Below are 13,616 nucleotides of genomic sequence, written 5' to 3'. Positions count from 1 at the left end.
AGTCTCCTTAGGCCGCAATGGCGTTCATGATCGCCGGTACGGACAGTTCAGCCAGCGGGATCTCGGCCACCTGTTTGCGATCGCGCATAATAATGACCCGATCGGCATAGCCCACTAACTCTTCCAGTTCGGATGAAATCACCAGCAGCGCCAGACCATCCGCGCACAGCGTTTCGATCAGGCGGATGATCTCGGCATGCGCGCCGACGTCGATCCCACGCGTAGGTTCATCGAGGATCAGGAACTGCGGTTTGGTCAGTAACCAGCGCGAGAGCAATACTTTTTGCTGATTGCCGCCGGAGAGGAATTCGATCGGCTGTTCAGCGTTGGGGGTGCGAATTCCGAGCTGGCGGATAAAACGCTCGGCAATCTCATTTTGTTCTTTCCGCGGAATAGGCCGCAGCCAGCCACGCTGCGCCTGTAATGCCAGAATGATGTTTTCCCGCACCGAAGCGGCGGCGATAATACCATCCGTTTTGCGATCCTCCGGACAGAAGCCGATCCCCAGACACGAAGCCTGATGCGGCGATCGCAAGGTCTGCGCTTTGCCTTTGATCAGCGCACTGCCGCTGTCGGCGGGTTTAATACCGAAGATCACCTCCGCCGTTTCCGTTCGCCCGGATCCCAGCAGTCCAGCGAGACCGACGATCTCACCAGGGCGCACCTGTAGATCAAACGGCGCGATGGTGCCTTTCTTGCCAAAGTCGCTAAAGGCCGCCACTGGTTTATCACTCAGCAGCGTACGGCCCGCACGCTGTAGCGCATGGGTATCCAGTTCGCGACCCAGCATCATTTTGACCAGTTCGATCTGTGGCAGTTCGCGGGTTTCACGGCAGCCAACGAAGCCGCCGTTACGCAGGACGGTAATGCGATCGCTGACCTGATAGACCTGATCGAGGAAGTGGGTAACGAAGATCAGACTGACGCCCCGATCGCGCAGATGCCGCATCAGGCCGAACAGCATTTCTACCTCCTGGGTATCAAGACTGGCGGTGGGCTCATCGAGGATCAGCACTTTCGCGGAGAGATCGATCGCCCGACAGATGGCGACGATCTGCTGCATCGCCACGGAAAAGCGGTTCAGCGGCTCGCGCACGTCGAGTGAAAAACCGTATGACGCCATTAACTCCGTCGCGCGTTTTTCCATCTGCTTGCGCAGCAGCAGGCCAAAACGCCGCGGTTCACGGCCAATAAACAAGTTATCCGCTACCGACATATTGGGCAGCAGATTCACTTCCTGATACACGGTACCGATCCCCAACTGCTGGGCATGGGCGGTATTTTTGGGGGAGATAGGCTGGCCTTCGAGCCAGATCGTGCCGCGATCTGCATGGTAAACGCCGGTCAGCGCTTTGATCAGCGTCGATTTACCGGCTCCGTTTTCTCCCAGCAGCGCCATAATCTCACCGCGACGCAAGCTGAAATCCACGTTATCCAGCGCTTTGACGCCGGGAAAGAATTTGCTTAATCCTTCGGTGCGGAGGATTTCCTGATGGGGGTCGGTGGTCATGGCATTCCTCCGGTACGAAATCACGGCCTTTTCGTAGGCCTGATAAGCGCAACGCCATCAGGCCTACGGAAGACCGGCAGCAAAACTAGTAGCCCATGTTTTTCTTCTTCTCTAACTCTTCTTTCGCCGTATCCGGCAGATAGAGGATCGACTTGGTAATGGTCAGCTTCTCAGGCATCGTGCCGTCTTTTTTGAATTTCTCCAGCGCGTCGAATGCCGGGCCTGCCATATTCGGCGTCAGCTCGACGCTGGCGTTGGCTTCACCGTCAATCATTGCTTTGTAGATATCCGGTACACCGTCGATGGAACCAGTCAGAATATCTTTGCCGGGTTTCAGGCCTGCTTCTTTAATCGCCTGGATTGCCCCGATCACCATGTCATCGTTGTGGGCGTAAACCATGCAGATGTTCTTGCCATTGTTTTCCGCTTTGATAAAGCTCTCCATCACTTCTTTCCCTTTACTGCGGGTGAAGTCGCCGGACTGTGAGCGGATAATCTTAATGTTTGGCGTGTTGGCGATGGCTTCAGCAAACCCTTTTTTACGATCGATGGCCACGCTGGCCCCGACGGTCCCTTGCAGCTCAACGACGTTACACGGCTTGCCGTTCACCTGTTTAATCAACCAGTCGCCGATCAATTTACCTTCCAGCACGTTGTCGGCGGTGACCGTGGTCATATAGAGAGATTTGTCTTTTACATCGATGGAACGATCGAGCAAAAAGACCGGAATGTCGGCATCTTTAGCTTCTTTTAAAACCGGTTCCCAACCCGTTGCCACGACCGGCGCAATAAAGATGGCGTCAACGCCCTGCGCAACAAATGAGCGAACTGCTTTAATCTGGTTTTCCTGCTTTTGCTGGCCGTCAGCGATTTTCAGCGTAATACCACGCTTTTCAGCCTCGCTTTTCGCAACGTTGGTTTCTGCGGCGCGCCAGCCAGATTCAGAGCCAACTTGCGAAAATCCTACGGTTAAAGGGGCTGCCATTGCCATAGACGACATGGCTGCCGAAACTGCTGTGACTAAAAGTAAGCGCTTCCACATAAGTGCGTCCTCGTAGGGTGATTATTGTTGGTTAATAAACCGTCGCGAAAAAACTATAGACAATTGAGCATGTAACGAATTGCGTTACATCACACTTCAAAAAAGTAAATAAAACGTTAATCACAACTTTGTAATCGCTTTCATCCCGCTATGAAAAATGCGGCTGAAGATATGGATTTTTCTGTCACGAGAGAGGGGTAAAAAGAAGAAAATGAGCGCAGAGAAAGCGAAAACAAGCGGAGACATTCAGCGCGAGTTGGCTATAATACCCGCCACTTGTTTGCCATAGCTTATTTAAAGGAAACAGACATGAGCTTACTCAACGTCCCTGCCGGTAAAGATCTGCCGGAAGATATCTACGTTGTTATCGAGATCCCTGCCAACGCAGATCCGATCAAATACGAAGTTGACAAAGAGAGCGGCGCCCTGTTCGTTGACCGCTTCATGTCCACCGCGATGTTCTATCCGTGCAACTACGGTTACATCAACCACACCCTGTCTCTGGACGGTGACCCAGTAGACGTTCTTGTCCCGACTCCGTACCCGCTGGAGCCAGGTTCAGTGATCCGCTGCCGTCCGGTTGGCGTACTGAAAATGACTGACGAATCCGGTGAAGATGCGAAACTGGTTGCGGTTCCGCACACTAAGCTGAGCAAAGAATACGATCACATCAAAGATGTGACCGACCTGCCGGAACTGCTGAAAGCACAGATCACCCACTTCTTCGAACACTACAAAGATCTCGAAGCGGGCAAATGGGTGAAAGTTGACGGTTGGGACAACGCTGAAGCCGCTAAAGCTGAAATCGTTGCTTCTTTCGAGCGCGCGAAGAAGTAAGTTCGCGTTAGCTTAAAACCCTGAACGCCAGTCTCTGGTTAGTAAGGGTTTTTAAATTTCTACGTTCTACCACCTCTCCCCTTCGCTGTTTTCTTTTTGACCTACCAGAATGGGTAGTCACATTTCATTTATCTTAATTGCGAATGATATTAGATCTCATTATCATTCTCATCATGTAAATAAATGTGAATAAAAGTCAATGAACCTCCACAATGTGAAGTCCCTGAAACGCTATTCCTGCGTGGCACTCGCCACAGCGCTGTTATTTACCAGCCTGTCCAGCGTGGCGCAGACGCTACCTGAGAAAGATTTTCTGACTCGCGATGTCGGTAACGGCGTGTATGAGCTGGCGGTTGATAGCCAGCAGAATGCGCTTTTTGTCGCCTCGTCGCCGTCGTTTGATAAAGATAAAACCAGCGGGCTTATCTACAAACTCGATCTGGAGAAACTCACGACGACTGAAGTCATCGACACCAGTCGTCGTGCCTTTGCCACCGCGCTGGATGAAGAAAACCAGGTGCTGTATGTCGGCAACACGCTGGAAGGTTCAGTAACGCTAGTCGATACCCGCAGCGGTAAAGAGCTGGCGATACTGCAACTGAGCGAAGCCAAAAACCCGAAAGATATTGTTCATACGCGTGAAATGGTGCTCGATAAACAGCACCACCGTCTGTACGTTTCCGGCGTGGCTGAAAAGGGCATAGTCTGGGTGGTGGACACACAAAAGCGCGAGAAAATCGCCACCCTCGAGAACATGGGCCAGTACCCGACCGGCATGGCCGTGGATGCAAATAAGAACCGCCTGTATGTTGTGAATGGCCGAAACGAACTTATTACGCTGGATACCACCAACCATCAAATTATTAATCGCTTTACCATTGAGCCAGATAAAAAACATTTTTTCCTGAATATTGCCCTGGATGCAAAAAATAACCGCGCATTCCTGACCGATCCGGATTTAGCGGACGTACTGGTTTTTGATCTTAATACCGGTAAGGTTATTGCACCAATTAAGGTTATTAACTCGCTGGCAGTGATATATAACGAAAAACGCCAGGAAGTTTATATCACCCACCGTAATGCTAAACGCATCAGCATTGTGAACAGCAAGACCTACCAGGTAAAACAAAGCATTGAAACCAATGCATTACCTAACAGCCTGGCGCTCTCGGCAGATGCTAACACCCTGTACGTCAGCGTCAAACAGTCGGAAAAAATGACAGGTGTGAAGCCCGACTACGTGCTGAAAATCGATCTCTCTAAATATTAATAATTAAAAAACTATCTGCACCTTGCAGCTTTTTTGAGCTGCAAGGTGATGTTTTTATTTTTTACTTTTCAGGTGTCTATATTATGAAAACGCGTCAACTTATTACGCTGACAGGGATCGTTGCATTCTCAGGCGGTGTTATTTTCCCCACCCAGGCAGAAGAACTCACCGAGACCTCACGCACTAGCGAAGATGAAATGGTGATCACCGCATCCGGATTCTCGCAGCAAAAACGCGAAGCGCCGGCCACTATTTCAGTTATCGATCGTAACACGCTGGATATTCAGCCGGACCGTAGCATCGGTGAAGCCATTAAAAACCTTCCCGGTGTCTCGGTCACCAACAGCAGTGGCATGAACGCCGGTAGCATTATGATCCGCGGCATGGACCCGTCCTATACCGCTTTTATGGTCAACAGCGTCAAACAAAATACCGGTGAATCTCGTCCTTACGGACATGATATTGGTACTGAAGCCAACTTCTTACCGCCAATGGAGGCCATTGAGCGTATCGAAGTTATCCGTGGGCCGATGTCCTCGCTGTACGGTTCAGACGCCATCGGCGGTGTGGTTAACGTCATTACCAAAAAACCGTACGGCGCAAAAGAGTGGACCACGGCAATTGCTGCCAATACCTGGCTGCAGGAACACCAGTATTTAGGTAATACCAGCCAGATGAATTTGTTTACCATGGGGCCGATTGTGCCCGATGTTCTCGGCCTTAGCGTGGCGGCCGACTGGCTTGACCGTCGCGATGACGATCGCAATAACTATTTTGGCAAACACAATCGTAAATCCGTTGATATGACATTGGGCCTGGCCGCCAGCGAGAATAACCTGTTCGATCTCAACGTGGTCACCGGTGAGCAGGAAAAAAACCGTACCCAGAAACGCGGTGCGCCGTGGTCATGGCTGTTCGATCGTAACGCCGCCACCCTGACGCATACCGGCTGGTATGCAGACGACACCATCGCGACAACCAACTACATAAACTATGAAAAAGGCCGTTCGAAGTACGTTTATGACGGACAGTCCCCGCAGTATGTGCAGATGGAGAACTACGTCGCCAATTCGCAAACCACTTTCACGCTCGACACCCATAAACTGACCGTTGGGGCGAATTTCACGCGCGAAGAGCTGAATGACCGCTTTGATGTGGCCAACAAAACGCTGCCCGGATCTGACCCGGTGACCAAAATCAGCCGTAACGGTTGGGCATTGTTTGCTGAAGACGGCTGGAGCATTGGCGATTTCATCCTGACCACGTCAGCGAGGATGGACCAGGATGACAATTTTGGCACACATATTACGCCGAAAATGTACGGTAACTGGGCCTTTAGCAATGACTGGGCGCTGAAAGGCGGCGTTTCCGCAGGCTATAAAAAACCGGAGCTGCGCGCGACGTCCAGCAACTTCGTAACTCCTTACGGCTCAACCGTACCTTATCCCTTCCTCACCGTTGGTAACGACGACCTGAAACCTGAACAAAGCGTTAACTCTGAACTGGGCCTCTACTGGACGGGAGATGCGCTATCGCTCGACAGCACCGTCTTCTATACGCAGTTCAAAGACAAAATTGCTGAACAAACTATTTGTGAAACCACGTCGACGAACCAGTGCTCCGTCAACGGCTACAACGCGGATTCCGTCAGTAAATACTTCAACGTCAGCGAGGCGGATGTATACGGTATAGAACTGAATGCCGACTGGCAGATTACCGCCGATGTAAAAGCCAACGCTAACTACACCTGGAACCACAGCGAACAAAAAAGCGGCGTTAACAAAGGCTACGCGCTCAACGATTATCCGCGCCATATGGCGAATCTGTCGCTGAACTGGGCGGCAACGCAAAGCCTGGACGTATGGAGTACGGTGAATTATCGCAGCAGTAACCGCAACAGCGGCAATAACTATAAATACGATGACTACACAATGGTGGACGTAGGCGTACGTTATCAGCTCAATAAGCACACGCAACTGATGGCTGGGGTCTACAACGTGTTGGATGAAGATCCGAAACTGACAACCGCGTGGAACGAATCCGCACAGGTGGAAGGACGCCGCTATAACCTCGGCGCGCGCGTGGAGTTTTAAATCCAGAATAAAACAACGCCACCCGAGGGTGGCGTGTTCATATCAGTACTGGTCTCGGTCTAACCAGTTACCGCTTTCAATCAGCGTTAAGCCATCAACCGGACGTTGGTACACGTACATCCATGCACTTCCGTACGGCGTTTGAATTAACTGGCGTGCGTATTCACCGCCACGGGTACGCAGAGCGTCAAGCTCTGCCAGCGTGGCGTTATCAATACGATAAACTTCCCCGTGTACTGTTCCCTCTCCTGGAACGGCGCCTGGATAGTGGCCCAGGCTATACAACTGGTAGTTGTCGATACTGAAATTTCCCAGCAACAGGGCATTGGTCATCCAGTGGCTGTTGCCTTGTTTGGTTCGTAAACTGCCGTAGACAAATATTCGCATTGCTAAAACTCGAACTGATAGAGCAAATCAAGTGCCTGATCTACGCCAGACACAGCTTCCAGATATAGCTTAGGCATCAGACGATAACGTAGCGTGAGTGTCGCTAAGGAGTCAAATATACCCACACCATATTTCACCTGCAGACCTGGCAGTACGTATCCGCTGACAACCACCTGAGATGAATCACCCACCCCTTGTGTGTCCAGTGCCAGATTGCTTACGCCAAATGTCTCCCCGATTTTACCCACAACCTGACCACTTTGTGCAACCCCCAGACCAATAAGCATTGAAGTCATTGCCGCGCTGTCGCTCTGTTCACTATCCAGTCCTTGTCCGCGTAGCAGGTAGGAAAGCGCCATTTGCTGCGACATCGCCGGGTCGGAGAAGATTTCCGCCTTCGGTTCATCGGCAGTGCCCGTGACGCGAACCCCGGCGATCACGTCGTCTTCGGTGGCTTCCGGGTTACGAATTGCTTCGATGTTGAGTAACGGCTGATCAGGCGGACCGGAGAACAACAGTTCGCCCTTACGCACAATCAGATCCTGACCATAGGCATGGAAACGCCCGCTCGGAATATTAATTTGTCCGTTCAGCCCCAGCCCCTGCTTATCCTGCACCACTTTCAGATCGCCCGTCAGACGCGCTTTTAGACCAAAGGCGTCAATACGCACGTTGTTACCGACGTGGATGTTCAGGTTGCTGTTGATCGGAATACCTGCTGTCTGCGGTTTCTCCGGTTGCAGATTGTTGTTAAGCATGACCATATCGCTGGAAACCCCTACCGCGCTCTCCGGAAGGTCGTGTACCACGATACGCGCCCACGGCACATCCACGTTGCCATCAAGGGTAAACAGGCTCGGCGTGGCTTCAAAGACCACGTCCGGCGATACGTCCAGGCGGACCATCGGCGGCACGGTAATACGAACCCTGCTGCCTTTAGCCGCAACGCGCGCCCGCCAGTTGTCTATCTGACTCCAGTCGGCATCGCCGCTCAGGTTAATTTCGCCCTGCTGCGTACGTACCACGCCCGCCAGCGTTGAGCGTGTTCCGGTGAAGTTAACGGCTAACTGGCTTGGCTGCATGTCAAACGGCATAAAGTTGCCGTCGATATCCAGACCGCTCAGTTGCAGTTGTCCGAGCAGTTGCGGGCTTTGCACATCACCGCCCAGACGTAGGTTGGCGTTGATCACCCCAGCCGCTTTTTCACCGCGCGAGAAAATGGGGTTCACCATCGCCAGATTGAAGTTGCGGATGTTGACGTTGCCGCCGAGACTGCGGCGTCCTTGCGGATCCGTCACCTGCACCTGGCCGTCAAACTGCCCGTTGTTGGTCAGGCGAATCAGCCAGCCCAGCTCGGCACGGTTATTGTGCAGGTCGGCGGTCAGATTCAGCGTTTCAAACGCCACAGGGAGCGGCGCATCGTTCACGCTTTGCGTGACCTTCACGTTACGTCCGCTCAGCGTAACCTGCCCCTGCGGCAGCCCCTCTTTGGTGGTGTCCCAGCTCACATCTGCTTTGCCAGTGAAAACACCGCTGGCCTGGGTTGTATCCGGCATAAACGGTTTTAGCATCGCCAGGTCAAAGCGGTTAAGGTTCACCACCGCGCGTCCTTGTGCACCGGCATCAATGGTTTGCGGTACGCACAGTTCCGCATTCGGGTTGTTCCAGCAGTGCGGCCCAATGCTGATTTTCTGTTCCTGATTGCGATAATCCAGCGCGACAGGGCGGTTAAGGGACCACGGACCGACCGGCGTCTGGAAGCGGGTATCGCTTAACGCACCTTTCCAGCGCTGCTCTTGGCGATCAAAGCTACCTGCCAGGGAGAGCTGCCCGGAGACCGGTTCCCCCTGAATGCGCAACTGCAGCTCATGCTTCTTTTCGCTACCTTTGGCATTGAGCGTCACCAGGCCAATATTCACGTCAGGCTGTACAATCCGCTCTACGCGAACGTTGAGATTACCAGCGATTTGCTCTGCCGATTTCACGTCGCCTTCGACGCGCACCTGAGCGACGGACAGCTCCTGCCAGCGCAGACCCCGGGCGGTGATATCCGCCAGCAGCTGTGGCGCTTCAACCGTACCGCGAACTTTTACCAGCCCTTTCGCCGTACCGCCCAGTCCAGGCAGCGCGTTATCCAGGCTCGGGGCATCAATCGTCGCGTCGAGATTGAGGTCTTTGACCCCCAGTTCCCCTTTCACATCCGCGCTGTTGCGTCCCAGTTCCAGATGCAGGCCCGGGATCGTCCACTGCAGGTAGCTGTTACCCTTCAGCGAACCGTGCACATTAACCTTGTTCTGCTTCACGTTGCCGGTCAGCTTCAGCTCAGGCACCTCCATCTGCCAGCTTCCGCCGTACAGACTGCCGCGAGTTTTCACAAGGCCATTCAGTTTTGATGGCCACTCCGGGATCGCTTTCGCCGTGTTGATGCCATCCAGCGTTAGCTCCCCGCGCCAGCTGATCGCCTGCTGCCAGTCCACCAGCGCTTTCAGCTCAGTTTTCCCTTCCAGCGCCGCAACGCTGAGTTTGTCGAGATTGATCTGCTGTTCGTTGCCTTTGGCGGCCAGCGTGATGGTAGCCGGAGGAATATCCTGCCCTTTCACAGCGGTACGCATCGACAGCGTATAGTCGGTCATCTTACCGGTCAGTTTGAGCTTGACGTCATCAGCCTGGAACTGCTTGTCGCCGGTAAACGGCCAGTAAACCTGCTTACTCACCACCTCAAGGTTGAGCGGCAATCCGGCTTCCGCCAGACGCGCCTGCGCCCGCAGGTCCATATCCACCGGACCAGACAGATTTACGCCGACTTCCAGCTGTTCACGCAGCGCGCCGCCGACCTTCAGCTTCACCTTTTCGCCTTTTAACGGGTCGACGTTGAGCGTGCTGTTTAACGTAATATCGACCGGCCACGTGTCGGTCAGTTGCGCCGTGCCGCTGGCTTTTACCGTCCCCTGATTCGAGTCGATATCCAGTGCATCGAGTTTCATGTTGCCGTCAATGCTGCTCACTTTCAGCAGCATGTTATGTACCGTTAAATCCGTATCCCCGGTCACGCGCAGCTGCTCGCCGCGAAACGCTTCAATGTTGAGATTGAGCGGCAGATGGACATCGGTCATTTCCGGCAGCACCGGCTTTGAGAACAGATCTTTTAGCGTTTCGCCGAGCGGTTTTTCATCCGGTTGCGGATTTTGAATCTTTGGTTCGACAACCTCTTCCTGCGCCACTTCCGCCACTTTAGGCAGGGCAATCAGCAGCCCCTGTAATGACGTTGGCTTCAGGGTCAGCGTTTTTTCCTGCCAGTTCAGGCCGGAGGTAAATTCCAGCACCGAAACCGTGGTGTCATCGATTTTGATATTGATGTTGTTCAGCGCCACGCGCGAAAGCGTGATTGGGTAAGGTGTGGAAAGGTTAAGCGGACCGCTCTCTTCCTCTTCAACCGGCGCTGATGGCGGCATCTTTTTGCTGTCGATCGCCACGTTGATATTTTTCAGCGACAGATCGTTGACGCACAGGCTGCTGTCCCACAGGCAGTTAAGCCCCACGGCCAGATGCACTTCGCCAGCATTCACCGCCACGCCAGGTTGGTCATAACGAATATTTTTGAGCGATAAATCCCGCCAGCCGCCGGTGACCTGACCAATCTCCAGCCCCGGAACCCAACGATTCGCCGCTTTGAAGATCAGATGCAGGCCCGAAGTGGTGCCGACGAGGAACGCCACCGTGCCTAACAACAGCAGGATAAAAATCAGCACGCCGAGGCTTATCTTCTTCCATAAACTCATAATTCAGGCCCCAGACCGATGTAAAACTGTAAACCATGTTCATCTTTGTCGCCCACAGGGACAGCAAAGTCGAGCTTGATGGGTCCCACTGGCGATTGCCAGCGTACGCCGACCCCGGCACCGGTTTTGAAATCGCTTCTGCGGATATCGCTGACCGCTTCGCCGCTATCGACAAACATCGCGCCCCACCATTTTCCGGTCACGTTGTACTGATATTCCAACGAGCCGGTCGCCAGCTTCGAGGCCCCTTTCAGCTTGCCGTCGCTGCCTTCAGGCGAAATAGATTTGTATTTGTAGCCGCGAATGCTGCGATCGCCCCCGGCGAAGAAACGCAGATCCGGCGGTACTTTGTCGAAGTCCCCGGTTTCGATCCAGCCGAGGTTGCCGCGCATCACAAAGCGATGACGATCGTACAGGGTGCGGATCCAGACGTTTTGCGCCTGGAAGACGGAGAAATCAACGTCTGAACCCCAGGCCGTGTTGGAGTAATCGATAGAATAACGTTGGGAGTCGCCCCAAACTGGCATCAGACCGCCGCGCGAGCGCGTCCGGCTGATCATCACGCCCGGATAGAGCAGCATGGTGGTGTTAGTGACGTTACCCTGGGTAAAGTGGTCGAGGCTCCAGCGCAGGTTAATCGCGCGCTGCCAGCCGCTGGAGAGATCCCAGTAGCGGGAAACCGCAAGCGTAGTGGAGTCCTGCTCGGTATCGTTTAAATCAGTACGCTTAAAGCCCCCCTGCACCAGGTAATACTGCTCCAGCGGGTTCTTTAATAGCGGCATTTTATAACTGAAATCAAGAACCTGCTCTGGCGCAGAGATGCTGGCGCTGGTGGTCAGGCTGTGGCCATAGGAGTTCATCCACGGCTTTTTCCACGAGGTCTTCACCCGTGGACCGACGTCAGTTGAGTAACCGACCCCGGTTTCGATGGTGTTTTCAGTTCGCGGCGACACCACGCCTTTCAGCGGCAGCACTTTGGTTTCACGGGCTTTATCAAATTCCGGTGCGACGACCACGGAATTAAACCATCCGGTCGCCGACAGACGACGGTTCAGTTCGCCCAGATCTTTCGACTCGTACTCTTCACCCTCTTTAAAGGGCACCAGATTTTGCAGGTACTCATCGCGAATTTGCGAGCCTTCAAAAGTGACATGGCCAAAGCGATAGCGTTCACCGCTGTTGTAATCGATATCCCAGAATGCCTGGCGGCGTTCGAGCGCTATCCCAAGCTGGCTTTTATTAAATTCACTGTCGAAATAGCCTTTGCGCAGCGCCACGCTGGTAAGTGATTTTTTGAAGTTATCATAGTCCCCCTGATTCAGCACGGTGCCGATTGCCGGTCGCGTTTTCAGCAGATCCAGGTAATCTTTATCCGTACGTGCGCCACCGCGCAGAATCACTTCGGTGCCGCCAATCAGCACCGGCTCACCAGGGGTCACTTTGGCAATCAACACCTGGCGTCCTTTCGCCGGCGGCGGACGCAGCTCAAAATCAATGGTGGGCTCAAAGTAGCCCAGCGCTTTTAGCCCTTCGCGGATGGCATCATCAACGCGCGCACGAAAGCGTCGGTCTGGAGTGACTTCATCACTTTGAATCGTGGATAGCTGCGCACGGACGTTTTTCTCCAGCGGTCCTGATAATCCTTCGACCTGTAAGCGAACATTCGCTGCGGCGGCGGAGCCACTTAAGCACAGTAATCCCACCCAACATAACTGACGGATATGTGGCACATTTTCTCCTGAATATCCTTTTTTCCCACCCCTGGAAAAAAATACTATGCCGTTCCTCGGCTTAACAAAAAATCAACAATAAGAGTTGAAAAACAGACGACAACCCAAATATTTCTTATGTTTAACTCTAGACGTATTCACGCCGTTTATTGTGGGCAAAGACGCGTCTCGTTACAACCTTAACCCAAATGACTGATTTCGGGAGAACGGCCATGAGTTTATTTGATAGAAAGCATCTTGTTACTCAAGCAGATGCCCTACCTGGACGCAACACCCCGATGCCAGTGGCAACGCTGCATGCGGTTAACCAACATTCGATGACCAACGTGCCCGACGGTATGGAGATAGCCTTTTTCGCCATGGGATGTTTCTGGGGCGTTGAACGTTTATTCTGGTCATTACCCGGGGTATACAGCACAGCGGCCGGATATACCGGCGGCTACACCCCTAACCCAACCTATCGGGAAGTGTGTTCCGGCGATACCGGACACGCCGAAGCGGTACGCGTCGTCTATGATCCGCATGTTATCAGCTACGAGCAACTGCTGCAGGTGTTCTGGGAAAATCACGACCCGGCGCAGGGCATGCGTCAGGGGAACGACCAGGGGACGCAGTATCGCTCCGCCATTTACCCGTTAACGCCGGAGCAAACCGTCGCGGCACGGGCAAGCCTTGAGCGTTTTCAGGCAGCAATGACCGCCGCTGGCGACGAGCGCACCATTACAACGGAAATCACTACCGCAACCCCGTTTTACTATGCCGAGGACGACCACCAGCAGTATCTGCATAAAAATCCTTATGGGTACTGCGGCATTGGCGGGATTGGCGTTTGTCTACCGCCACAAGGATAATCGCCACCCTCTGGCGGCTTTACAGTACCTTACGCTATACTAGCTCCTGAAATTGCCGGTCCACTCCCTTCGGACCGGTTTTCAATGTGTATTTCACACGGATTTATCAATTTATCC

9 protein-coding genes are annotated in these 13,616 nt (G+C 53.3%); 4 read left to right on the top strand and 5 right to left on the bottom strand.

From position 1 onward, the window contains the following. Nucleotides 1-7: 7 nt before the first annotated feature. Complete coding sequence (ytfR, locus tag GPJ68_RS02795; protein WP_046275826.1) at nucleotides 8-1,510, bottom strand: galactofuranose ABC transporter, ATP-binding protein YtfR; 1,503 nt, start codon at nucleotides 1,508-1,510, stop codon at nucleotides 8-10. A gap of 85 nt (nucleotides 1,511-1,595) precedes the next feature. Next, complete coding sequence (gene ytfQ, locus GPJ68_RS02790; protein ID WP_049270636.1) at nucleotides 1,596-2,552, bottom strand: galactofuranose ABC transporter substrate-binding protein YtfQ; 957 nt, start codon at nucleotides 2,550-2,552, stop codon at nucleotides 1,596-1,598. Nucleotides 2,553-2,861: 309 nt separating this feature from the next. Between ytfQ and ppa the strand changes: the two genes are divergently transcribed. The 3 genes from ppa (at nucleotide 2,862) to GPJ68_RS02775 (ending at nucleotide 6,752) form a co-directional block, all read left to right on the top strand. Continuing rightward, complete coding sequence (gene ppa, locus GPJ68_RS02785; protein WP_003025726.1) at nucleotides 2,862-3,389, top strand: inorganic diphosphatase; 528 nt, start codon at nucleotides 2,862-2,864, stop codon at nucleotides 3,387-3,389. Nucleotides 3,390-3,588: 199 nt separating this feature from the next. Next, the gene (locus tag GPJ68_RS02780; RefSeq protein WP_104651658.1) at nucleotides 3,589-4,659 is read left to right on the top strand and encodes a YncE family protein; all 1,071 of its coding nucleotides are present in this window, start codon (nucleotides 3,589-3,591) and stop codon (nucleotides 4,657-4,659) included. An 83-nt stretch (nucleotides 4,660-4,742) separates the two neighbouring features. Next, nucleotides 4,743-6,752: a TonB-dependent receptor domain-containing protein gene (locus GPJ68_RS02775; protein WP_016155530.1), complete on the top strand. Its 2,010-nt coding sequence runs from the start codon at nucleotides 4,743-4,745 to the stop codon at nucleotides 6,750-6,752. Between the two features lie 42 nt (nucleotides 6,753-6,794). On the opposite strand, the gene GPJ68_RS02770 is transcribed toward GPJ68_RS02775, so the two are convergent. The 3 genes from GPJ68_RS02770 to tamA are packed head-to-tail and all read right to left on the bottom strand — an operon-like array spanning nucleotide 6,795 to nucleotide 12,648. Then, entirely contained in the window at nucleotides 6,795-7,139 is a 345-nt protein-coding gene (locus GPJ68_RS02770) for a gamma-glutamylcyclotransferase (protein WP_016151451.1), read from the bottom strand. A gap of 2 nt (nucleotides 7,140-7,141) precedes the next feature. Further along, on the bottom strand, nucleotides 7,142-10,918 hold the full coding sequence (tamB, locus tag GPJ68_RS02765; protein WP_104651659.1) for an autotransporter assembly complex protein TamB: 3,777 nt from the start codon (nucleotides 10,916-10,918) through the stop codon (nucleotides 7,142-7,144). Further along, entirely contained in the window at nucleotides 10,915-12,648 is a 1,734-nt protein-coding gene (gene tamA / locus GPJ68_RS02760; protein ID WP_016155528.1) for an autotransporter assembly complex protein TamA, read from the bottom strand. Before tamA ends, tamB begins: the two co-directional genes overlap by 4 nt. Nucleotides 12,649-12,860: 212 nt before the next feature. Between tamA and msrA the strand changes: the two genes are divergently transcribed. Further along, the gene (gene msrA / locus GPJ68_RS02755; protein ID WP_016155527.1) at nucleotides 12,861-13,499 is read left to right on the top strand and encodes a peptide-methionine (S)-S-oxide reductase MsrA; all 639 of its coding nucleotides are present in this window, start codon (nucleotides 12,861-12,863) and stop codon (nucleotides 13,497-13,499) included. Nucleotides 13,500-13,616: the final 117 nt, after the last annotated feature.

Source organism: Citrobacter sp. 172116965 (assembly GCF_013458095.1).
Classification (GTDB): Bacteria; Pseudomonadota; Gammaproteobacteria; order Enterobacterales; family Enterobacteriaceae; genus Citrobacter; species Citrobacter braakii.
Note: the sequence above shows the minus strand (reverse complement) of the source record. Positions and strands in the feature narration are given on the sequence as shown.